This is a genomic window from Streptomyces sp. NBC_01471 (genome assembly GCF_041438865.1).
GTDB lineage: Bacteria > Actinomycetota > Actinomycetes > Streptomycetales > Streptomycetaceae > Streptomyces.
In genome coordinates, this window is the sequence record NZ_CP109450.1 from 5,141,229 (window position 1) to 5,163,830 (window position 22,602).

A 22,602-nucleotide genomic window follows, 5' to 3' on the forward strand; every position below is an offset into this window, starting at 1 on the left:
CCGGGCCCGGCGGCGGGCGGGCCCGGATCAGCCGGCCGCGAGGAAGCGGGTCAGTGCCTCCACGACCAGGGCGTGGTCCTCGGCCTGCGGCAGGCCCGAGACCGTGACCGTACCGACCACGCCGGTGCCCGCGACCGTCAGCGGGAACGAACCGCCGTGCGCCGCGTACCGGTCCGGGTCCAGCCGGGACGCGTCGTCGAACGTCGTCCCCTTGGCGCGGAACCGGGCGCCGACCAGCAGGGAACTCGCCGCGTACCGTTCCACGACCCGGCGCTTGCGTTCGATCCAGGCGTCGTTGTCGGCGCTCGCCCCTGGCAGCGCGCAGTGGAACAGCTGCTGCGCGCCGTGCCGGATGTCGATCGCCACCGGCGCGCCGCGCTCCCGGGCGAGTCCGGTCAGCAGGGTGCCGAGCGCCCATGCGTCGTCCGGGCCGAACTGCCGCAGAACCAGCCGGCGTTCCTGCTCCTCCAGCTCCGCGACCCCGGGCAGCGCGGGGCGGTCGGCGCTCACAGCTCCACCGTGACGCCGTCGCGTGCGGAGGTCCGGGCTGCCTCGATGACGTCCAGCGTCGCCGCCGCCTCGTCCGCCGTGACCGGCGGCCGGGTGCCGTCGCGCAGGGCCCTTGCGACAGCCGCGTAGTACGCCGGGTAGGCGCCGGGCAGGGTCGGTACGGGTGAACCGCCACCCGTCAGCGGGGACTCGCCCGCACCGATGCGGCCCCACAGCGACTCGGGCTCCTCGCCCCAGCCCGCCGTGGTCGCGGGGCGCGCGCCCTCGCGCAGCGCCGCCTCCTGGGGGTCCAGCCCGTGCTTCACATAGCCGGCCGCCGAGCCGAGCACCCGGAAGCGCGGGCCGAGCTGGGCGGTGGTGGCGGAGGCGTACAGATGGGAACGGACGCCGTTCGCATGGGTGATCGCGATGAAGGTGTCGTCGTCGGCGCGGGCGCCGGGGCGGCGGACGTCCGACTCCGCGTACACCCGGACCGCAGGCCCGAAGAGCACCAGCGCCTGGTCGACGATGTGACTGCCCAGGTCGTAGAGGAGCCCGCCGATGTCCGACGGGTCGCCGGACTCGCGCCAGCCGCCCTTGAGCTGAGGCCGCCACCGCTCGAAACGGGACTCGAAGCGCTGGACGTCCCCCAGCCGGCCGTCCGCGATGAGCTCCCGCAGGGTCAGGAAGTCGTTGTCCCAGCGGCGGTTCTGGAAGACGGAGAGCAGCAGCCCGCGCTCACCGGCCAGCGCGGCCAGCTCACGGGCCTCGGCGGCCGTGCCCGCGAGCGGCTTGTCCACGACGACCGGCAGCCCGGCCGTGAGCGCGGCCGTCGCGAGCGCCACATGCGTCCGGTTCGGGGACGCGATCACGATCAGGTCCAGCTCGTCCGCGTGCGGCCAGAGGTCGTCCGGGCTGTCGGCGAACCGGACGCCGGGGAACTCGGCGCGCGCCTGCTCCCGGCGGTCCTCGTTCGAGGTGACGATCGTGTCGAGGACGAGGCCGTCGGTGGCCGAGATCAGCGGTGCGTGGAAGACGGAACCCGCGAGGCCGTAGCCGACGAGTCCGACGCGGAGCGGGTGTGCAGTCATGCGAACCACTTAAGCAACGGTGTTGCCAAAGTGCAAGTGTGCCGCACAATGGGGACGTGAACAGGAGTGACACCGCCGGGTCCGGCGCCAATCTGCCCGCGCTGCGCAGCCACAACGCGGCGCTCGTGCTCGAACTGCTGCGTACGGCGGGGGAGGCCGGAATCAGCCGTCTCGAACTCGCCGAGCGGACCGGACTCACCCCGCAGGCCGTCAGCAAGATCACCGCCCGGCTGCGGGCGGAGGGGTTCGCGGCGGAGGCGGGCCGCCGGGCCTCCACCGGCGGCAAGCCGCGCACGGTGCTGCGGCTGGTGCCCGCCGCCGCGTACGCGGTCGGGCTGCATCTGGACCGGGACCGCCTGGGCGCGGTACTGGTGGACCTGGCGGGTGCGGTCGTCGCCGGGCGGAGCGCGGAGCTGGACTTCGGGGCGGGCGCGGACGCGGTGGGTGCGGCGGCGGCCGACGCGGTGGCCGCCGTGGTCGCGGACGCGGGCGAGGAGGGTCCTTCCGGCGGCCGGCCGCCGGTCCTGGGCGTCGGGGTCGCGGCCCCCGGCCCGCTCGACCACGACACCGGGGTGCTGCGCCGGGTCACCGGCTTTCCGCAGTGGGACGGCCATCCGCTGCGGGACGCACTCCGTGCACGGCTCGGCCTGCCCGTCGTCCTCGACAAGGACACCAATGCGGCCGCGCTCGGCCTGGCGCTGCGCGGGCCCGGCGATTCGTTCGCGTATCTGCATCTGGGGACCGGGCTCGGCGCCGGTCTGGTACTCGGGGGCGCGCTCTACCGGGGGCCGCGCACCGGTGCCGGGGAGTTCGGGCACCAGACCGTGCAGCTCGACGGCCCGCCGTGCGGCTGCGGTGGCCGGGGCTGTATCGAGGCGCTCTGCCTGGCCGCCGTGGCCGGGGGCGATCACACGGCAGCCGCACGCTTCCTCGGTGTGGGCGCGGCCAATCTCGTACGGCTGCTCGACGTCGACCGGGTGCTGCTCGGCGGCCGTACGGTCGACGCGGCCCCGGACGTCTTCGTACGGGGTGTGGGCGCCGTGCTCGCCGAGCGGGCCCGGCACGAGGGCGGACCGGAGGCGGTCCCGGTGGACACTGCGGGCGGTGGGCGGCGGCTCGTGGCCGAGGGGGCCGCGCAGCTGGTGCTCGCCCCGGTGTTCGGGCACTTCGGGCGGGCGGCGGCCCCGTTCAGCGCCCGTCGGCCCTGATGACAATGGGCTGATCGGGCGGGAAGGCTCCGGTCATTCGGCGGTACGCGGTCGTGGCGGGCCCGGCCGGGCGGGGCGGTGCGGTTCGGTGTGCGGAGCCCGGACCTACGCGATCAGCAAAGGCGTCCCCATGCGACTGCGCAGTGCCCTCGCCACCGGAGCGGCCCCGGCCGCCGCCACCTCTGCCGCCCTGGCCTCCCTGCTGCTGCTCATGGCCGCACCACCGGCGACGGCCCGGGTCGGCACGGCGCAGGACTTCACAGCCCGGGACTTCACCACGCAGGGCGGCGCCGCCCACGGCTTCGCGGCGCATGTCATCCCCTGCGCCGACCGGGACGGCTCCGCCTTCCCGGTCGAGGCCCGGATCCACGGCGGCCCGACCTCGTACGTGCCCGGCGGCGACCCCGACACCTGGTCGCTCGACCTGACCAACACCTCCGACGGCGTCTGCCGGGACGTTCACCCCGTCGTCGTCATCGTCGACCGGGGCCGGAAGTTGCAGGACCGCCAGATCCGGCTGGAGTTCAACGACCCCGCCGCACACCGCTGGCGGGCCGTGCCCTTCACGACCACCGACGAGGACGAGCACATCGGTCCGTTCGGCGACGGGGACGGCAGGGCCGACGAATCAGGCAGGGCCGACGGGTCCGGCAAGGCCGACAGGGCTGAGGGGTCCGGCGAGGCCGACGCGGCCGGTGGGTTCGACGTTCCGGCGGGGCGGACCGTCTCCGTCCCGGTCCGGCTCGCGTTCGCCGACGGCACCACCCCGGACGAGGTCACCGCCGACGCGGCCGTCGTCCGGCGGCACGGCGACGACGGGGACTGGGTCGGGGACTCCGGCGACTACCGCTTCGCCATCACCGCCACCCCGCCCGCCGACCCCACCAGGACGGACGTTCCCGGCGAGCGGGTCCCCGGGGAGCGCATCCCGGGCCGGGACCACGACGGGCTCGTCGGCGGCCGGATCGGTGACGGCCCCGGAGTGGGGCCCCGCAACGGCGCCCACCGCTTCGCCGATGAGCTCGCCAGGACCGGTTCGCACCGGCTGCGCACCCTGGGCACCGTCGCCTGCACCTGTGTCCTGCTGGGCGCGGCCCTGGTCGTGGGATCACGGCGCCCGAGGATCCAGCGCCGCAGGTAGGCACCGCTCCGCCGGTCCGTTCACCCGGGTCTGGGACCATCGCCCCGTGGACTACCCGCACAGCCAGGCACCTGGCGCACCCATCCGCTCCGGCATCCCGGAGCACGGCCGCATCCCCAAGTACTACGCGGTCAAGGCTCATGTCGCGCTGCTCATGGAGGAGTTGGGCGAGGGCGAGGCGCTGCCCACCGAGCGCGATCTGGCCGTACGGTACGAGGTGTCCCGCGAGACCGTACGGCAGGCGCTGCGCGAACTGGTCCTGGAGGGGCGGCTGCGGAGGCAGGGCCGGGGGACCGTCGTCGCGGGCCCCAAGCTCGAACAGCCGCTGTCGCTGGCCAGTTACACCGAGGGGGTGCGCCGTCAGGGCCGCACCCCCGGGCGCCATCTCATCTCGCTCGACCGCTTCCCCTGCCCCGACGCACTCGCCGCCGAGACCGGGCTCGGCCGGGGCGAGCCGGTCTGGCATCTGGAGCGGGTGCTGCTCGCGGACGAGGAGCGGGTCGGCCTGGAGAGCACCTATGTCGCGGTGGCCCGAGTCCCGTCCCTGGAGAGCGAGTTCGATCCCGACTCCTCCTTCTACAGCTTCCTCCGCGACCGGCTGGGTATCGGCTTCGGCGACGCCGACGAGCGGATCGAGACGGTCCTGGCCACACCGCGCGAGGCGCTGCTCATCGGGACACCGCCCGCGCTGCCGATGCTCCTGATCCACCGCGTCTCCCGCGACACGCAGGGGCTGCCCCTGGAGCGCGTACGGACCCTCTTCCGGGGCGACCGGTTCAGCTTCACCACCCGCCTCGGGGCGGGCTGAGCCGCGAACGGAGCGCGCCCGGGGCGGCTCGACCCGGGCGCCTGGGTAACGGAAACGTAACGGGTCTAGTCCAGACTTGCGGGGCTGTTCACCGTGCCGTTGCCTCCGGGTCGGCGCCGGGCCATCCGCCCCCAGCAGCGTTGCCGCCGTGAGAGTCATCGTCGTAGGAGCCGGCGTGGTGGGCACCATGCACGCCTGGCACGCAGTGGAACGCGGCCACGAGGTCGTACAGATCGAGCGCGAGACCGAGGCGCGGGGCGCCTCGCTCCGTAACTTCGGGCAGGTGTGGGTCAGCGGACGGGCCGGCGGGGAGGAGCTGGCGACGGCGCTGCGCGCCCGGGAGCTGTGGGAGGAGATCGGGAAGCGGGTGCCCGGCATCGGCTTCCGTGCCACCGGTTCGCTCACCCCCGTACGGAACGCACTGGAACGAGCCGTCGCCGAGGCCGCGCTGAAGCGGGACGACGCGGCGGCGCGCGGGTACCGGCTGCTGACCCCGCAGGAGGCGCGCGAGGCCAACCCGGCCCTGCGGGGCGCATTCGAGGCGGCCCTGTGGTGCGGGCAGGACGCGGCCGTGGAGCCGCGCACCGCCCAGCTGGAGCTGAAGAAGGCCCTGCTGGCGAGCGGGAGATACACCTACCTCGGCGGGCGGGAGGTCCGCGAGGTCGTCGGCGCCCGGTCGGTGCGCGACGACCACGGTGATGTGCACACCGGGGACGCCGTCGTCCTCTGCACCGGCGCCTGGCTCGGCGGTCTGGTGCGCGAACTCGCCCCCGAACTGCCGGTCCGGCGGGTCCGCCTCCAGATGATGCAGACCGAGCCGCTCGGCGAACGCCTCACCACGTCCGTGGCCGACGCCGACTCCTTCCGCTACTACCCGGCGTACGCCTCCGGGGCCCTCGACGCGCTCAACGCGCGGCAGGCCCAGGACCCGGTGGCCGCCGCACACCGGATGCAGCTGCTGATGGTGCAGCGCGCGGACGGCGGTCTGACCATCGGCGACACCCATGAGTACGAGCACCCCTTCGCCTTCGACGTGCGCGAGGAGCCGTACGAGCACGTCGCCCGCGTCGCCGAGTCCTTCCTCGGCCGGCCGCTGCCGAAGATCCGCCACCGCTGGGCCGGGGTGTACGCGCAGTGCACCGACACCACCCGTGTCGTCCACCGTGAGCAGGTGCGCGACGCCGTGTGGCTGGTCACCGGGCCCGGCGGGCGCGGCATGACCTGTTCCCCGGCGATAGCCGAAAAGACCGCGAACGACCTTGGATGGTGAGTGAGTTGACCGTGAACAAACCGATCAATCTGGTGGTGCTCGACATGGCGGGCACCACCGTCGCCGACGGCGGTCTCGTCGAGCGGGCGTTCGCCGCCGCCGCGCGGCGGATGGGCGCCGAGCCGGACTCGATGCTCGACCACGTGCGCGCCACCATGGGCGAGTCCAAGATCTCCGTCTTCCGGCACCTCTTCGGCGACGAGGAGAAGGCCCGGCGGGCGAACACCGCCTTCGAGGAGGCGTACGGCGAGCTGGTCACCGCCGGGCACATCGCCCCGGTGCCCGGCGCGCGCGAAGCCATCGAGCGGATGCGGGACGAGGGCCGGACCGTGGTCCTGAGCACCGGTTTCGCCCGGGCCACCCAGGACGCGATCCTCGCCGCGCTCGGCTGGCAGGACCTGGTCGAGCTGACGCTCTGCCCGGCCGACGCCGGAGGCCGCGGACGGCCCTACCCGGACATGGTGCTCGCCGCGTTCCTGCGGACCCGGGCCGTGGACGGGGTGGACCAGCTCGCGGTCGCGGGCGACACCTCGTACGACATGCTCAGCGGCGTACGGTCCGGGGCCCGCGTCGTGGCCGGTGTCCTCACCGGCGCCCACGACCGGGGGCGGCTGGAGCAGCACGGCGCCACCCACGTCCTGGGCTCGGTCGCCGAACTGCCCGGCCTGCTCGCCGCGTTGGCACCGCCGGTGGGGACATGAGCAGCGGCATCCGCTTCGACGGGGTCTCGGTGGCGTACGGCGCACAGGGCAGGAGTGCCGGGACCACCGTCCTGGACTCGCTGGACCTGACCGTCGAGCCCGGTGAGGTGATGGCCCTGCTCGGCCCCTCGGGATCGGGCAAGACCACCGCCCTGCGCGCCGTCGCCGGATTCGTCCGGCCCGTCGCCGGGCGCGTCCTCATCGGCGGCCGCGACGTGACACGGCTGCCCCCGCACCGGCGGGGCGTCGGCATGGTCGTCCAGCAGTACGCGCTCTTCCCGCACCTGCGCGTCGAGGACAACGTCGCCTTCGGCCTGCGGGCGCAGAAGGTACCCAAGGGCGAGATCCCGGAGCGCGTCGCCGAGGCGCTCGGGATGACGGGTATGGCGTCCTACGCCAAGCGCTACCCGCGCGAACTCTCCGGCGGCCAGCAGCAGCGCGTCGCCATCGCGCGGGCCCTGGCCATCCGGCCCGGGGTGTTGCTCCTCGATGAGCCGCTCTCCGCACTCGACGCCCAGCTGCGCTCCGGGATGCTGGCCGAACTGGCCCGGCTGCACCGGGAGTTGCCGGAGGTGTCGATCCTGTACGTCACGCACGACCAGGTCGAGGCGCTCACCCTGGCGGACCGTATCGCCGTGATGGACCGCGCCCGCCTCCAGGACTGCGGCACCCCGCAGGAGCTGTACCGGCGCCCCCGCACCGAGTTCACCGCCTCCTTCGTCGGCAACGCCAACCTCCTGCCGGTCACGGTACGGAGCGCGGCAGCGGACTCCGGCGGCGCCGTGGTGTCCTTCGCCGGCACGGAACTGACCGTGACCGGTACGGACGGCGCCGCCGACGGCGCCACGGCCACCCTGTGCGTACGCCCCCACCTGGTCGGGCTCGGCGAGGGCCCGAACATCCTGCGCGGCCGGATCGCCGAGGTCCAGTGGCGTGGCTCCACCCACCGGCTGCTGGTCGATGTGGACGGTCACCGGGTCAAGGCCGATGTGCGCGAACTGCGCGAGACCCCGGCGCTGGGTGACCCGGCGACGCTGCACTTCGCCGCCGAGGACGCCGTACTGCTCACCGCGGGCGTGACGGCTGCCGCGGCACCGGGCGCCGGGGCGGAAGCACCGGCGGGCGCCCTGGCCGGAGCGTCCGATGGCTAGCGCCACCGCGGTCGCGGCGACCGCCGATACCGCCCCGGCCGCGACCCGTTCGCTGCCGCGGTGGATCTGGGCACTGCCACCCGTCGCCGTACTGGCGCTGGTCTTCCTCTACCCGCTGGCCCTCGTGGTCCAGCAGTCCTTCACCCCGGACACGGGCGGCACGTCGGTCGCCCCGTACACCCAGGTCTTCGCATCCGACGCCTTCCGGCAGGCGCTGACGACGACCGTCTGGCTGGCTGTCGGCTCCACCGCCGGCTGTCTCGTCCTCGGGTTCGCGCTCGCCGTGGTGATCGCCTTCGTACCCTTCCCCGGCGGGAGGGCGGTCGCCCGCTTCATCGACGTCTTCCTCTCCTTCCCGTCCTTCCTGATCACGCTCGCGCTGCTCTTCGTCTACGGCTCGGCGGGCATGGCCAACGGGGCCTGGACGGATGTGACCGGCGCGCACCAGGGGCCGTTCCAGTTCCTCGGTACGCCGTGGGGCGTACTCCTCGCGGAGATCACCTACTTCACGCCGTTCGTGATGCGGCCGCTGCTCGCGGCCTTCTCCCAGCTCGACACCGCGCAGCTGGAGGTGGCCGCCTCGCTGGGGGCGGGGCCGGCCCGGATCGTACGGCGGATCATCCTGCCCGAGGCGCTGCCCGCGCTGGCCGCGGGCGGCAGCCTGGTGCTCGTGATGTGCCTCAACGAGTTCGGCATCGTGCTCTTCACCGGCGCCAAGGGCGTGACGACCCTGCCGATGCTCGTGTACGGCAAGGCGATCCTCGAATCCGACTACCCGGCCGCGTGCGTGGTCGCCGTCGTCAACGTGGCGATCTCCGTCGGGCTCTACTCCCTCTACCGGATGGTGGCCCGCCGTGCTGGTGCATAGCCGTACGGGCAAGTGGACCACCTGGGTCCTCTTCTTCGCCCTCTTCCTGCCCCTGTTCGCCCTGCCGCTCCTGGTGATCCTGCTGGCCTCGTTCGCCACCGACTGGTCGGGCGCCCTCCCGTCCGGTGCGACCGTCGGCCACTACGCGGCGGCCACCAGCGGGGACTCCCTCCAGGCCCTGACCACCAGCCTGGTCACCGCCGGGTGCGCGAGCGTGCTCGCGCTGACGGTCGGCACCTGGTCGGCGCTCGCCGGCGCCGCACTGGGGAAGCGCGGGCGGCGCTTCATGGACGCGCTGTTCATGCTGCCGGTCGCGGTGCCGTCGGTGGTCGTGGGTCTCGCCGTGCTGGTGGCGTTCAGCAAGCCGCCGGTCCTGCTCAACGGCACCTCCACGATCGTGGTCCTGGCGCACACCGTTCTCGTCACGGCGTTCGCCCACCAGTCGGTCGCGGCCGCCATCCGGCGTCTCGACCCGGTGTACGAGCAGGCCGCGGCCTCACTGGGGGCCCGCCCCTCGTACGTCCTGTGGAAGGTCAGGCTGCCGCTGCTGCTGCCGTCCCTGACAGCGGCGGCCGGGCTCTGCTTCGCCCTGTCGATGGGGGAACTGAGCGCCACGATGATGCTCTACCCGCCCGACTGGACACCGCTCCCCGTCCAGATCTTCGCCGCCACCGACCGGGGCTCGCTCTTCACCGGCGCCGCGGTCGCGGTGGTCCTCATGGCGGCGACGCTGCTGGTCCTGTCCGGGGTCTCCCGTATCCGGACCAGGGCGTCCTACCGCTGAACTCCCGCCTCCGACACCCTGCTTCACCTCATCCCCAGGAGATACGAAACGTCATGCGCCACTCCATCAAGCCGCTCGCCGCCGTCGCCGGGGCCCTGGTCCTCGCCGGCTCCCTCTCCGCCTGCGGCGGATCCTCCGCCGCCTCCGACGCCAAGGCCGTCACCGTCTACAGCGCCGACGGCCTCAAGGGCGAGAACAACGACGGCTGGTACGACCGGGTCTTCAAGGACTTCGAGAAGCAGACCGGCATCAAGGTCAATTACGTGGAGGGCGGTTCGGGCGAGGTCGTGCAGCGCGCGGTCCGCGAGAAGTCCAACACCCAGGCCGACGTCCTCGTCACTCTCCCGCCGTTCATCCAGCAGGCCGACGCCAGGGGGCTGCTCCAGAAGTACGCGCCCAAGGGCTCGGGCCAGGTCGCCCCGGCCGACAAGGGGGCCGACGGGACCTGGACCTCGGTGGTGAACAACTACTTCGGCTTCATCTACAACAAGAAGCAGCTCAAGACCGCGCCCACCACGTGGGACGAGCTGCTCGGCGCCCCGTACAAGAACAAGCTCCAGTACTCCACACCGGGCGTCGCGGGCGACGGCACCGCCGTGCTCATCAAGGCGATGCACGACTTCGGTTCGAAGAAGGCGGCCATGACATACCTGGGGAAGCTCCAGGCGAACAACGTCGGCCCGTCCGCCTCGACCGGGAAACTCGCCCCCAAGGTCGACAAGGGCGAGATCCTGGCCGCGAACGGCGATGTCCAGATGAGCTACGCACAGTCGAAGACCATGCCGAACCTCGGCATCTGGTTCCCGGCGGCGCCGGGCGGCGGCAGGCCGACCACTTTCGCGCTGCCGTACGCGGCCGGTCTTGTCAGCAAGGCGCCGCACTCCGCGAACGGCAGGAAGCTCCTGGACTTCATGCTCGCCGAGCAGGCCCAGAAGCAGGTCAGCGAGATCGGCGGCGGCTTCTCGTCCCGCCGGGACGTCAAGGCCACCGACGCCAACGCGACCGCGCTGCGCGGGCTGATGAAGGGCGTCGAGGTCTTCGCGCCCGACTGGGACGACATCGCGAAGAACCTCACGTCGTACGTCGAGGACTGGAAGTCGGCCACCCACAGCTGAGCACGCCGACCGCTGAAGGACCGCCGGAGAACCGGGTGTTGGTGAGAACGTCACCGCACGCCTCTGGTCGCCGACGATCTATTGCGAAAAGATAACGGGTCTAGTCCCGACGTCAACGCCCCTGTCACGAGCAGGGGCGTTGAACCGAACGCACCACCCCACCCCTCACCGGAGGATCACGTGTCTTCGCAGCTGTCGCGCCGCTCCCTCCTCATCGGCGCCGCCTCCCTCGCCGTCGCGGCGGGCCCCCTCGCCCAGGTCGCCCGCGCCGCCGCCAGAAAGCCCAAGGTCCTGGTCATCGGCCTGGACGGCACTCTGCTCAGCAAGATCGAAGTGGCGGACGCCCCGCACCTCAAGGCGCTGCGGGCCGCAGGTCTGACCGCGGCCAGCCCGCTGTACGCCGCCCCCTTCGCCCCCACGCTCTCCGGCCCCGGCTGGTCGACGATCATCACCGGGGTCTGGCCCGACAAGCACAAGGTGATGGACAACACCTTCGCCGGGCAGAACTTCGCCCAGTACCCGGACTTCCTGACCCGCGTCGAGAAGGCGAAGCCCGCGCTCGGCACGTACGCCATCGCGTCCTGGAACCCGATCACCACGACGGTCTTCTCCTCGAAGGTGGACACCCGCGTCAACACCCCGAGCGCCGAGTACGACACCGGGACCACCTCGCGGCTCGTCGCCCAACTCGCCACCGGCAACTCCGACGCGCACTTCGTCCAGCTCGACGGGGTGGACGAGGCGGGCCACGAACACGGCGCCGCGAGCCAGCAGTACCTCGACGCGATCCACGCCGTGGACACCTCGGTCGGGCAGTTCGTCGCGGCGGTCGAGTCCCGCTCGGCGTACGCGTCGGAGAACTGGCTGATCATGGTCACCGCCGACCACGGCCACACCGACCCCGGCGGTCACGGCGGCTCCAGCTGGCAGGAGCGCCAGACCTTCCTGATAGCGCGGGGCACCGGGATCGGCGCCGGTTCGACGCGGTACGACATCCGGATGCCGGACGTCGCCGCCTCCGCCCTCGCCCACCTCGGTATCGCCATCGACCCCGCCTGGGGCCTCGACGGCAGGCCGCTCCAGCAGCCCGGCGACGACGCGTTCGACGCGCTGCGCCCCCGGCTGACCGGACCGGTCGACGAGAGCGGCATCGGGGCCGGCGTCATCGGCTTCACCCACACCCCGCCGCCCGGCTGGTCGGTCGACAACTCGACGATGGGCACCGGCGGGGTCACCGAGTGGCGCGGCTGGTCCTTCACCACCGACGAGTTCTGGACGAAGGCCGAGCCGGACCAGCAGCGCGAGTCCAATGTCCGGGCGCGCGGCGTCTTCGCGGTCGCCGACGGGGACGAGTGGTCGGACAAGTCCGTCACGGGGTCGTTCGACTCGACCCTGGTCAGCCCGGCCTACCCGGTGCGGGGCGGCCGCCCGGCGACCCTCACGTACACGACGTACTACCGCCAGGAGGCCCCGCAGCGCGGCGAGGTGCTGGTCAGCTACGACGGCGCGGCCCCGGTGAGCGTGCGCACGTACACCGCGGACACCTCGTCCCGCGTCGAGAACCTCACGCTCCAGGTCCCGGCCGGGGCCACCAGCGCCCAGGTGCGGTTCCGCTACACCGGGGGCAACAACTGGTACTGGACGGTCGACGGGGTCGGCATCACCGCGGGGTGAAGAGGCGGCCCGGGGGCGTCCGGCCGCACCGAACTGTGCCGCCGGGACGCCCCCGGGCCGGGACCGGTCAGACGAGGTCGACCAGATCCGCGATGGAGTCCACGACCGTGGTCGGCCGGTACGGGTAGCGGCCGATGTCGTCCTTGCCGGTCAGCCCGGTGAGCACCAGGAAGGTTTCCATCCCGGCCTCAAGACCTGCCAGTACGTCGGTGTCCATCCGGTCGCCGATCATGGCCGAGCTCTCCGAGTGGGCGCCGATCGCGTTGAGCCCGGTGCGCATCATCAGGGGGTTGGGCTTGCCGACGAAGTACGGGTCCTTGCCGGTCGCCTTGGTGATCAGGGCGGCGACCGAACCCGTCGCGGGCAGGGCGCCCTCCGGCGAGGGGCCGGTGTTGTCGGGGTTGGTGGCGATGAAGCGGGCACCGTTGTTGATCAGCCGGATCGCCCGCGTCAGCGCCTCGAACGAGTAGGTCCGGGTCTCCCCGAGGATCACGAAGTCGGGGTCGGCGTCCGTCAGGATGTATCCGGCGTCGTGCAGGGCGGTCGTCAGCCCGGCCTCGCCGATGACGTACGCGGTGCCGCCCGGGTGCTGGTTGTCGAGGAACTTCGCGGTGGCGAGGGCGGAGGTCCAGATGTTCTCCACCGGGACTTCCAGGCCGATCCGCTGCAGCCGCGCGTGCAGGTCCCGCGGGGTGTAGATCGAGTTGTTGGTGAGCACGAGGAACGGCTTCCCGGTGTCCCGCAGTTTCTTGATGAAGGCATCGGCTCCGGGCACGGGGACGCCCTCGTGCATCAGTACGCCATCCATGTCCGTGAGCCACGATTCGATGGGCTTGCGCTCTGTCATGCGGGCTGGCTCCTGGCGGCTCGGCGGGATGATCACCGGAGATCCGAACAGTACGGGCGCTCCGAGGCGGCCATCCTATTCACGCCGGTCCGGTGGCCGGAATGGGCCGTCCACCGAGGCCCCCGGGCGCACGGGCGGTACGCGCACGGGCCGACTGTGCGGGGGTGCCCGTCGGGACCGTTCCGGCGGCGTCGACCGGGCCGCACCCCGATCGGACGTATGTGCGGCTTTCCGGGATGCGGGACAGCCCGCCAGGCAGCAACCTTCGTAACAGGAGGTTCACCATGCGTCTCATACCCATCACTCTCTGTGCCGCAACGGCGGCCGCGGCTGCCCTGTTCCCCGCAGCCGCGATCGCGGCCCCGGCCGAAGGGTCCTCGGGGACGGTCACGGTCAGCCCGTCCGTCATCGCTCCCGGCGAGGAGGTGGACCTGAGAGTGAGCTGCAAGAGCGGCAAGCCCTACGGCAGGTCCGACGCCTTCGACTCGCAGGCCCAGTTCTCACCCGCCGCCGACGCGGGCTCCATGTACGCCGCCGCGCGGATCCGCGCCGACGCCCAGTCCAAGGACTACTCGGTCCAGGTCAGGTGCGGGCGCACGGTCGTCACCGGCACGATCACCGTCGTACGGGAAGGCGGCGGCCACGATCACCCCAGGCCGCTGATCACCCCGACCGCTCCCGTTCACGCGGGTGGGGGAGCCACGGCCACGGTCGCGGCCGACGAGTCCGCTCCGGGCACCCGGCACACCGTCGCCGGCCTGGTGCTCGCCGGAATCGCCGCCGTGGCGGTCGCCGGGCGCAGCATCCGCCGCCGGCGCAGCAGCTGACGTGTCGTCCGAGGGCTCGTCATCGGGGAGCGGACGACTGCTGACCGGGGTCGCCTGGGCCGTACTGCTGCTCGGGCTGTGGCTCTGGGGCCGCCAGATCACCGAGGGCCCCGAGGGGAGCTCGGGGCCGAAGACCGGTGATGTGGCCGCGGTGGGCCGCCCGCTGGGCGTCACGCTGCCACCGGCCCATGACCCGCTCGCCGGGGTGCGGCCGCGGCGGGTGCAGATCCCCTCGGTGGGGATCAACGCCCCGATCGTGCCCCGCGGGCTCGACGCCCACGGCGCGGTCGACCCGCCGCCGTTCGAGGCTCCGGACGAGGTCGGCTGGTTCGGCGGCGGCGTCCGTCCCGGCGCCGTCGGGGCCGCGCTGCTCGTCGGCCACGTCGACACGAACACCAGGAAAGCGGTCTTCTACGGCCTGAGTGCGGTCCGTCCCGGCGAGAAGGTGCGGGTAACGGGCTCCGACGGCTCGGTCAGCGAGTACACCATCGACGATGTCCAGGTCTTCCAGCGCAGCCACTTCAACGCGAAGAAGGTCTACGGGGAGCGGGTGCACGGCCGCGCGGAGCTGAGGCTGATCACCTGCGGTGGCTCGTTCGACCGTACGACGCGGGCGTACAGCGCGAATGTGGTGGTCTCGGCGTACCTCACGGGTGTGCCGAAGGCGTGAGCGGATGAGGTGAGGGGATGGGGTGAGGGGATGGGCCGTGCGGTCTGGAGCCGTCCGGTCGGCCCGGGCTCCGTGACCTGTTTGACCTACTCATCCGAATTGTTTCGCCTGATCCACCTGAGGTCCCCCGTGGGGGACCGGTCAGAGGGGCGCCCTGCCGGGCGCCCCTCTCGCGTACTCGGTGCGGCGGCCGGCCGGGGGAGGGCGGCAGGGGTGCGTGAGGGAACGGCTCCGGCCTCAACTCCCTTTTCCTTCACACGAGATGAAGGGGGCCCGGGGCGAGGGGGGGGAGGGGGCAGGGGGTGGCGGGGGAGGGGGGAAACGACCGAAGCCCCGCACCGTGAGGTGCGGGGCTTCGGTATCGCGTGCGCCGCCAGGGACTCGAACCCCGGACCCGCTGATTAAGAGTCAGCTGCTCTAACCAACTGAGCTAGCGGCGCCTGCTGACCTGGAGAACTTTACCGGACGGGGGGAGGTGTTCCGAACCTCACGGTGGGTCATATGTTCGTTTTCTCCCCATTCAATACGTCAAAATGCGATGTGTCCCCATAGTTGAGAAGCTGACGGTCATGCAGATGCGCCTTTCCAGAACTTCAGCAACACGGAGGGGACAGGTATGACGCTTCCGGTCTTCGAGGAGTACGAGCCTGCGAACGACTGCGGCTGTGCGGGGTGCATCGAGCGCCGCCGCGCGGCCTCCCGCCCTCTCTCGCTGAGAGAGGGCGGCCACCCGGCGGCCCACGGCGCGCGGCGCGCGCTCGTGCTGGCGACCGCCGCCGGGGTGGTACTCGGCGGGGGGACGGCGGCCGCCGCCGTGCCGGACCCCGGCGGCCAGGGCCAGGAGCCGTCCGCGGCGCCGGTCGAGCCCACGCAGCTGCCCGCCACCACCAGGTCGGCGATCATCAGCCGCGCCGCGAAGTGGGTGGCGGCGAAGGTCCCGTACCGCATGAACAAGAAGTGGAAGGACGGATACCGGCAGGACTGCTCCGGCTTCGTCTCGATGGCCTGGGGTCTGGAGGGCAGCGAATGGACCGGAAACCTGGCCCAGTACGGGGTGCGGATAGACAAAAGTGATCTCCAGCCCGGCGACATCCTGCTGTTCCACAACCCGGCGAACCCCAACAAGGGCTCCCACGTCACCATCTTCGATGGCTGGACCAACTCGGCCCACACCTATTACCGGGCGTACGAACAGACACGGCCGCACACCCGCGTGCAGTCCACTCCGTACGCCTACTGGTCCCACTCCAGCCGCTACGTGCCCTACCGCTACAAGGGGCTCAGGACCGGCAGCGGCGGTTCCCGGTCGGCCACCGCCTACCCCGGGGCGAAGTCCTTCGGGAAGGGTGCGAAGAACGCGAACGTCACCCGGCTCGGCCGGATGCTCGTCGCACGCGGCGGCAGCCGGTTCTACCGGCAGGGCCCCGGCCCGCGCTGGGGCGAGGCGGACCGCCTGGCCACGCAGGCGTTCCAGCGGGCCCAGGGGTGGACCGGCTCCGACGCGGACGGGCGGCCCGGCCCCGCCACCTGGGCTCTGCTCGTGACGGGCGGCGGCAAGAACATCCCGGGCGGGGGGAAGAGTGGCACCACGGGTGGCAGGACCGGCACGGGTGGCAGGACCGGCGCGAGTGGCGGCCGTGCCACCGGCGGCAGCGGTGCGGCGGGCCCGACCAGTACCGCCGTTGCTGCCGGTGCCGCCACCACCGCCAGCAGCACCAGCAGCCCGGCGGGTACGGGCAGCCCGGCCGGTACGAGCGGCCCGGCCGGTCGCGTCGGGGTCAGCAGTCACAACGCTCACCACCGTCCCGCCAGTACGAGCAGCACCGCCAGCACCGCCAGTACAGGCAGCACCGCCGGCCCGAGCAGTGCCGGGGCGCGTACCACGGTGAGCACACCTGCCTATCCCGGTGCCGCGTTCTTCAAGCCGGGGCGGTCCGGCCCCCACGTGGAGCAGCTCGGCAAGCAGCTGGTGAAGAAGGGCTTCGGCAAGTACTACACGGCCGGCCCCGGATCCCGGTGGACCGAGGCGGACCGGCGCAATGTCCAGGCGTTCCAGCGGGCCCAGGGATGGACCGGCAGGGCGGCCGACGGATATCCCGGCCCCGAGACATGGAGGCGACTCTTCGCATGACCGAGACGACAGCAGCCGGTGGGCACACCGAGCTCGGGGGGCAGACGGGACCGGCCGGACCAACGGACGTTCCCAGGGGGCCGGTTGCACCGGTCGAGCCCGTCGAGCCGGCCGGGACGACGTGGTTCGGGGAGCCGGCCGGGGACCGGCCGGCGATGCGCAGGACCGCGGTCATCATGAACGAGTCCACGACCGAGATCCCGGTTCACCTGTTGTTCCGTGACGATGCCCCCGGGGCCGTGGCGACACCGGCCCGGACGGTCGGCCGGCCCGCCGGCCACCCGGGGGGTCCGGCCGGCCGGAAGCGGCAGCCGACCCGGACGGACAGCCGCGTCCAGGGCTCCGGCAGGTCCGCGCCGTCCGCCGACCCCGGGCTGGCCGAGCGCCCCGGGGCCTCGCTGCCCGGCGCCGCCGCGCTGCTCGGCGGCGCCGTCGCGCTCGTCGGTTTCGCGGTGGTGCTCTGGAGGGCCGGGGCGGTTCCGGCGCCGGTGTCCGCACTGCTGCGGCTGGACGCGGTGCCGTACGACGGGATCGGGCCGGAGGTGGGCGCGGTGCTCGCCGTGCTCGGTGCGCTGGCGCTCCTCGCCTTCGGCGGGCTCGGGCGCGGACGAGTCGGCCACGCGTGGGTCCTCTCGCTCTTCGGTGACTACCGGGGGAGCGTGCGGCGGACCGGGCTGGTGTGGACGAGTCCGCTGGCGCTGCGCCGCCGGGTCGACGTACGGCTGCGGCACTGGCGCAGCGAGCCGCTGCCCGCTGTCGACGCCGACGGCACGGCCCTGCGCGCCGTCGTCCTGGTGGTGTGGCGGATCAAGGACACGGCACGGGCCGCGTACGGGGTGGAGAACCACGAGGCGTATCTGTGCGAGCTGGTGGAGGCCGCGATGGCCCGGGTCCTCTCCCAGCTGCCGGCCGACGCCTTCCATGAGGACGGGCCGACGCTGCGCGACAGCGAGGCGGTCGGTGACGCGCTGACCCGGATGCTGAAGGCGGAGGCGTTCCCGGTGGGCATCGAGGTGTTCTCGGCGCAGCCGACCCGGATCGAGTACGCCCCTGAGGTCGCGGGCGCGATGCAGCGGAGCCGGGTCGCCGCGATCGACGCCCGGCACCGGGACACCGTGCTGACCTCGGTGGTGGACGCGGTGGACGACACGGTGACCCGGCTGACCACGCGCGGCCTGGTCGAGCTGGACGTCTACGAGCGCAACGCGCTCGTCAGGGATCTGACGGTCGCCTTCTACGCGGGGCGCGGCGGCACTTCTTCCTGAGCCTTCTTCCTGAGCCTCCTGCCGGGGAACCCCTGCACTTCTCCTGGAATTGGTGCAGACCTGTGTTTGATATGGACACGGCGAACTGACGTCCATACTCTGAGCCTTGGTCTAGACCGCAGCTCGGCACACCGAACTCCCCACGTTCCGAGGAGTGCAGCATGCGCAAGAAAATAGGTGCGGCCGTGGTCGGCCTCGCCGTGGCGGGCGTCTCTCTGCTCGCCACCGGCAGCGCCAGCAGCCACGGATACACCGACCAGCCCATCAGCCGCCAGAAGCTCTGTGCCAACGGCACCGTGACCAACTGCGGTGCCATCCAGTACGAACCGCAGAGCGTCGAGGGCCCCAAGGGGTTCCCCGGCGCCGGGCCCGCCGACGGCAAGATCTGCTCCGGCGCCCACGACGACTTCGCCCAGCTCGACGGTGCGAAGGCACCGAACGGCGGCGCCTGGCCCACCACCAAGCTCACGGGTGGTCAGGCGTACACCTTCCGGTGGCAGTTCACCGCCCGGCACGCCACGACCGACTTCGAGTACTTCATCACCAAGAACGGCTGGGACGACTCCAAGCCGCTCACCCGGGCCGACCTCGACCCGCAGCCGTTCATGACGGTCCCGTACGGCAATCGGCAGCCGCCCGGCACCGTCTCGCAGCAGGGCACCATCCCCACTCAGAAGACCGGCCACCACATGATCCTGGCCGTGTGGAACATCGCCGACACGGGCAACGCGTTCTATGCCTGCTCGGACGTCAGCTTCTGACGGTGTGTTTCCGACCGTGTGTTTCTGACTGCTCCGGACCGTTCAGTTCTGACGGTTAGTCAGTTAACCTGCGGCGCCATGAGGAGCGCAGATACCTTCGCGGAGCTCGTACAGCGTCAATGGGGCGATCAGCGACCCGGGTTGAGCTCCGGTGACCTGGTCCTGAGCCACCATCGCATCGCCTCGGGTGCTGCCGCGCGGGCCGCGCTTCTCGTGGACCTGCTCCCGGCCGGAGCCGAGCCCCACATCGGGGTGCTGCTCCACAACACCCCGGAATTCCCGCTCTGGCTGAGCGCGGCGGCCCTCGCGGGGGCCGCCGTCGCCGGGATCAACCCCACCCGGCGCGGGGCCGAACTGGCCCGCGACATCGTGCACACCGAGTGCCGCGTGCTGATCACCTCGCGGGAGCTGCTGCCGCTGCTCGACGGTCTGGACCTGCCGGGCGTACGGATGCTGGTCACCGACTCCGACGCGTACCGCGAACTGCTCGCCCCGTACGCGGACGCCGTCCCCGGCGAAGCCGTCGCGGCGCCGGTCTCCCCGGCCGCGCGGATGCTCCTCTACTTCACCTCGGGCTCCACGGGCGCTCCCAAGGCCGCGATCTGCACCCAGGGCCGGCTGGCGGCGGCCGGACAGTCCCTGGTCGGCCACTTCGGAACCGACCGGGACGATGTCCACTACATCTGCATGCCGCTGTTCCACGGCAACGCGGTGATCGCCAACTGGGCCCCCGCCGTGGCGGGCGGCGCGGCCGTCGCGCTGCGCCCCCGGTTCTCGGCCTCCCGCTTCCTGGACGACGTACGGGCCCACGGCGCCACGTACTTCACCTACGTCGGCCGCGCCGTGCAGTACCTGCTGGCCACCCCCGAGCGCCCCGACGACCGGGTGCACCCACTGCGGACAGGTTTCGGTACGGAGGCGGGGGCGGTGGACGCGGCACGCTTCGCCGAACGGTTCGGTGTGCGGCTGGTCGAGGGGTACGGATCGTCGGAGGGCGGCGCGGCCGTCCAGCGCACCCCCGACACACCCCCGGGCGCGATCGGCCGGTCGGCGCCGGGTGACGACCTGGCGGTGGTCGACCCGGACACGCTCGGCGAGCGGCCCCGCGCCGTCTTCGACGAGCGCGGCCGACTCACCAACGGGACCGATGCGATAGGGGAGTTGGTCAACCGGGGGCCCAACCCCTTCGAGGGGTACTGGCGCAACGAGGCCGCCGACGCCGACCGCAGGCGCGGTGGCTGGTACTGGACGGGCGACCTCTTCTACCGCGACACCGCGGGCTTCCTCTACTTCGCGGGCCGTACGGACGACCGGCTGCGGGTCGACAGCGAGAACCTGGCCGCCGCCATGATCGAGAACATCCTCGCCCGCTGGACGGACGCGGTGGCGGTCGCGGTGTACGCGGTGCCCGACCCGGTGGCGGGCGACCAGGTGATGGCTGCGCTGGCCCTGCGCGAGGGAGCCGCTTTCGACCCGGTGGCCTTCGCGGACTTCCTGGGCGAACAGCCCGACCTGGGAACGAAGATGGCGCCCGCCTACGTACGGATCGTCCCCGCGATGCCGGTCACGGCGACGAACAAGGTGCACCGTGTGGGCCTGCGCAGGGAGGGGTTCCGCTGCGGCGATCCGGTGTGGCGGGCGGTGGACGGCGCGTACGGACGGCTGACGGCGCAGGACGTGGAGCGGCTGGTGGCGGAGTACGGGGCGCGGGGACGCGCCGACCTGCTGGCCCGGTAGTGGCTCCGGCCGCGCCGGGAGCCGGGTGGAGGCGGAAGCGGGGGGACGTCGGGCCCGCCGCACCCTTCCCCGGGTGCGCGTCAGCCGATGCCCATGATCACGTAGGGCTCACCGGGGCCGGGCGGGCGTATCCAGGACATCGACTCGAAGGAGTGCAGCCGGCCCTTGGTGAGGGCGAGGCGCGGCAGAGCGACTCCGTACCGGTCGGCGATGGCGTCCAGGGCGCGGGCAGCCGCAGCCGTGTGGGCGGCCGTGCCCGGGGAGTCGAAACCGAGCGGGCCCGGGGCCAGTTCGGCGGGAAGGTCACCGGAACTGTCCTCGATCATCCCGTCCCGCACCGTGAACGCGTACAGCGGCGTCCCGCCCCGGGCGGCCGACACATGGAAGAGCGGGGTGTCCCGGCCCGACTGGCCCCACACCACGATCGCCCGGCCGCCGCGGGCGGAGGCGGCCCGCGCGGGGGAGACGAGCCGGTCCGTGGAGAACCCGTTGGGGCTGTCGTCGATTCCGAAGCTCCAGCCCGCCCCCGCCCGTCCGACGCTGAGCAGCGCCTTGTCGTCGTAGCTGGAGGAACTCCGCCGGCCGGGGCGGTGGTGACGGCTGACGTCCCAGCGCCGCAGTGGCGGAGAGAGGGCTGTGCCGGGTGCCGATCCGAGGAGGGCGGGCAGTTCCTCCGGGGCGACCCCCTCGACCAGGACCATCCGGTAGTCGCCGGGTGATGACTGGCCGGGTCGCAGCCCTCCGGGCCGTGCGAGCCAGGACAGGCCGCCCGGGTCCTTGTCGCAGGCAGGGGCCGGGGCCGGGCCCCGTTCGCCGCCGCGCGGGGTCGCCAGCAGTTCCAGGCGCCGCCGGGTGGTGAGCAGTGGGGCGAGCACAGGGTCGGCGAGCAGGCCCACCGGGGCGATGTGGTCGGGGCCGAGCGGCTTCCACACCGGGACCGCGGCGCGCAGGATCCGCCAGGCGCCATCGGTGTCGCCCCAACGGGCCAGCTCGCGCGCCTCGTCGACCGCCTCGCCGAACCCGCCACCGGGCCGGTAGCGGTACGTCCCCTCGCTCACCTCGCGCAGGATGTCCGCCGCTGCCTGCGCGGTGTCGGGGAAGAGCTCGGGGTCGGCGAAGTGCCGGCCATCCATGGGGCGGCCGCCGCCCGGGTGAGCAGTGGCGTGCAGGGGGAGCAGCTCGGTGAGGAAACGGGGGTTGTCCGGGTGCGGGAGCTGCCTGCCATTCGCGTGTCGCCCGCCCAGCTGCCCGATCTGGTGCAGGAGCTCGCTGGCGTGCGGCCGGCCGTACTTCTGGGCCTCTTCCAGGAGCCGGGCCGCCTCTTCGTGACGGCCGCGCAGCGCCGCCGTCCGGGCCGTGTCCACGGCGGCGTCCTGCGCGCGGGTCGTCTCGTTGACGAACGCGGGGGCGCCGTCCTGCCCGTCCCGGCCGCTCTCCAGTTGGTGGAACTCCTGGTGCATGGCGACCATGAACGCCGCGAACGACGGGTACCGCTCGGGGTCGGAGGCCCGCCAGTGCGCCCACACCCGCACCGCCCACTCGCCGTCCGGTCCCACGTCCTCCGGGTCGAGCAGTACGTAGGTGGCGTCCGACTCGACGTCCAACTGGAGCCCGCGGGACCAGAGTCCGACCTGCGCCCGGACCTCCTCCGGACCGTCCTCGTCGCCCCAGAGCTCGTCGAAGTCTTCACCGAGGCCGCTCGTGTCCTCGTGCCAGCGTGCCTCGCGTGTGCCGGCCAGCGTCCAGACGAAACCGCCCGCGTGCCGCCAGCCGTCACTGACCCGCAGGAACTCCCGGTAGGACGGCGGCATTTCATACCCGAGCCGTGCCTCCATGGCGGCGATGTCCGCCCCCGTGGCGGGGGCGACGCCGAGCCATCTGCGCTGCCGGTCCTCGGCATCGTCCGGGCTCAGCTCCCCGAAGTCGCCCTGGGCATCGGCCCATTCCTCGCTCCACCGGGTGAGGAAGCGCCGCCAGTCGAAAGTCTCCGCGTTCATGCCGGTGATCCTGGCACCCGGCACTGACAGCCGCCCTGACCAGCAAGGTCCGGGTGGGCCAGGCCGC

Annotated in this window: 20 protein-coding genes and 1 tRNA gene; 16 read left to right on the forward strand and 5 right to left on the reverse strand. The window is 72.6% G+C overall.

The window, feature by feature from the left end:
- Positions 1 to 27: 27 nt before the first annotated feature.
- Positions 28 to 510: a heme-degrading domain-containing protein gene (locus tag OG285_RS23050; protein WP_371792070.1), complete on the reverse strand. Its 483-nt coding sequence runs from the start codon at positions 508 to 510 to the stop codon at positions 28 to 30.
- Entirely contained in the window at positions 507 to 1,580 is a 1,074-nt protein-coding gene (locus OG285_RS23055; RefSeq protein ID WP_356833331.1) for a Gfo/Idh/MocA family oxidoreductase, read from the reverse strand. The genes OG285_RS23050 and OG285_RS23055 overlap by 4 nt, the downstream gene beginning before the upstream one ends.
- A 56-nt stretch (positions 1,581 to 1,636) precedes the next feature.
- Between OG285_RS23055 and OG285_RS23060 the strand changes: the two genes are divergently transcribed.
- From OG285_RS23060 to OG285_RS23105, 10 genes are all read left to right on the forward strand, one after another.
- Entirely contained in the window at positions 1,637 to 2,788 is a 1,152-nt protein-coding gene (locus OG285_RS23060; protein WP_371792071.1) for an ROK family transcriptional regulator, read from the forward strand.
- Positions 2,789 to 2,918: 130 nt separating this feature from the next.
- A complete protein-coding gene (locus OG285_RS23065) occupies positions 2,919 to 3,929 on the forward strand; it encodes a hypothetical protein (protein WP_371792072.1) in 1,011 nt (336 codons plus the stop codon).
- A gap of 46 nt (positions 3,930 to 3,975) precedes the next feature.
- Entirely contained in the window at positions 3,976 to 4,737 is a 762-nt protein-coding gene (locus tag OG285_RS23070; protein WP_371792073.1) for a GntR family transcriptional regulator, read from the forward strand.
- A gap of 148 nt (positions 4,738 to 4,885) precedes the next feature.
- Complete coding sequence (locus OG285_RS23075; protein WP_371792074.1) at positions 4,886 to 6,007, forward strand: TIGR03364 family FAD-dependent oxidoreductase; 1,122 nt, start codon at positions 4,886 to 4,888, stop codon at positions 6,005 to 6,007.
- A gap of 11 nt (positions 6,008 to 6,018) precedes the next feature.
- Positions 6,019 to 6,708 carry a phosphonatase-like hydrolase gene (locus tag OG285_RS23080; RefSeq protein WP_371792075.1) on the forward strand — a complete coding sequence of 230 codons (690 nt, stop codon included), beginning with the start codon at positions 6,019 to 6,021 and terminating at the stop codon, positions 6,706 to 6,708.
- Complete coding sequence (locus OG285_RS23085; RefSeq protein ID WP_371792076.1) at positions 6,705 to 7,859, forward strand: ABC transporter ATP-binding protein; 1,155 nt, start codon at positions 6,705 to 6,707, stop codon at positions 7,857 to 7,859. The genes OG285_RS23080 and OG285_RS23085 overlap by 4 nt, the downstream gene beginning before the upstream one ends.
- Positions 7,852 to 8,727 carry a 2-aminoethylphosphonate ABC transporter permease subunit gene (locus OG285_RS23090; RefSeq protein WP_371792077.1) on the forward strand — a complete coding sequence of 292 codons (876 nt, stop codon included), beginning with the start codon at positions 7,852 to 7,854 and terminating at the stop codon, positions 8,725 to 8,727. The genes OG285_RS23085 and OG285_RS23090 overlap by 8 nt, the downstream gene beginning before the upstream one ends.
- Positions 8,714 to 9,511, forward strand: a complete 798-nt coding sequence (locus OG285_RS23095; RefSeq protein ID WP_371792078.1) for an ABC transporter permease — start codon at positions 8,714 to 8,716, stop codon at positions 9,509 to 9,511. The genes OG285_RS23090 and OG285_RS23095 overlap by 14 nt, the downstream gene beginning before the upstream one ends.
- Positions 9,512 to 9,564: 53 nt before the next feature.
- A complete protein-coding gene (locus OG285_RS23100) occupies positions 9,565 to 10,626 on the forward strand; it encodes a 2-aminoethylphosphonate ABC transporter substrate-binding protein (RefSeq protein ID WP_371792079.1) in 1,062 nt (353 codons plus the stop codon).
- Between the two features lie 180 nt (positions 10,627 to 10,806).
- A complete protein-coding gene (locus tag OG285_RS23105; RefSeq protein ID WP_356833352.1) occupies positions 10,807 to 12,300 on the forward strand; it encodes an alkaline phosphatase family protein in 1,494 nt (497 codons plus the stop codon).
- A 67-nt stretch (positions 12,301 to 12,367) separates the two neighbouring features.
- Here the strand turns inward: OG285_RS23105 and OG285_RS23110 are convergent, their stop codons facing one another.
- Positions 12,368 to 13,147: an HAD-IIA family hydrolase gene (locus OG285_RS23110; protein ID WP_356833354.1), complete on the reverse strand. Its 780-nt coding sequence runs from the start codon at positions 13,145 to 13,147 to the stop codon at positions 12,368 to 12,370.
- 284 nt (positions 13,148 to 13,431) lie between these two features.
- Here OG285_RS23110 and OG285_RS23115 point away from each other — a divergent pair, with 284 nt between their 5' ends.
- Together OG285_RS23115 and OG285_RS23120 are read left to right on the forward strand one after the other, a co-directional pair.
- On the forward strand, positions 13,432 to 13,974 hold the full coding sequence (locus tag OG285_RS23115) for a hypothetical protein (protein ID WP_356833356.1): 543 nt from the start codon (positions 13,432 to 13,434) through the stop codon (positions 13,972 to 13,974).
- Position 13,975: 1 nt separating this feature from the next.
- Positions 13,976 to 14,644: a class F sortase gene (locus OG285_RS23120; RefSeq protein WP_356833358.1), complete on the forward strand. Its 669-nt coding sequence runs from the start codon at positions 13,976 to 13,978 to the stop codon at positions 14,642 to 14,644.
- Positions 14,645 to 15,010: 366 nt separating this feature from the next.
- On the opposite strand, the gene OG285_RS23125 is transcribed toward OG285_RS23120, so the two are convergent.
- Positions 15,011 to 15,084: transfer RNA gene (locus OG285_RS23125), tRNA-Lys, on the reverse strand.
- 176 nt (positions 15,085 to 15,260) lie between these two features.
- Between OG285_RS23125 and OG285_RS23130 the strand changes: the two genes are divergently transcribed.
- The 4 genes from OG285_RS23130 (at position 15,261) to OG285_RS23145 (ending at position 20,538) form a co-directional block, all read left to right on the forward strand.
- Positions 15,261 to 16,775, forward strand: coding sequence for a peptidoglycan-binding protein (locus OG285_RS23130; RefSeq protein WP_371792080.1), 1,515 nt, complete (start codon positions 15,261 to 15,263; stop codon positions 16,773 to 16,775).
- 176 nt (positions 16,776 to 16,951) lie between these two features.
- Positions 16,952 to 18,040 carry an SPFH domain-containing protein gene (locus tag OG285_RS23135; protein WP_371792081.1) on the forward strand — a complete coding sequence of 363 codons (1,089 nt, stop codon included), beginning with the start codon at positions 16,952 to 16,954 and terminating at the stop codon, positions 18,038 to 18,040.
- A 161-nt stretch (positions 18,041 to 18,201) separates the two neighbouring features.
- Entirely contained in the window at positions 18,202 to 18,801 is a 600-nt protein-coding gene (locus tag OG285_RS23140) for a lytic polysaccharide monooxygenase (protein ID WP_356833363.1), read from the forward strand.
- A gap of 78 nt (positions 18,802 to 18,879) precedes the next feature.
- Positions 18,880 to 20,538: an AMP-binding protein gene (locus tag OG285_RS23145; RefSeq protein WP_371792082.1), complete on the forward strand. Its 1,659-nt coding sequence runs from the start codon at positions 18,880 to 18,882 to the stop codon at positions 20,536 to 20,538.
- A gap of 80 nt (positions 20,539 to 20,618) precedes the next feature.
- Here the strand turns inward: OG285_RS23145 and OG285_RS23150 are convergent, their stop codons facing one another.
- Entirely contained in the window at positions 20,619 to 22,535 is a 1,917-nt protein-coding gene (locus OG285_RS23150) for an SMI1/KNR4 family protein (protein WP_371792083.1), read from the reverse strand.
- Positions 22,536 to 22,602 lie beyond the last annotated feature (67 nt).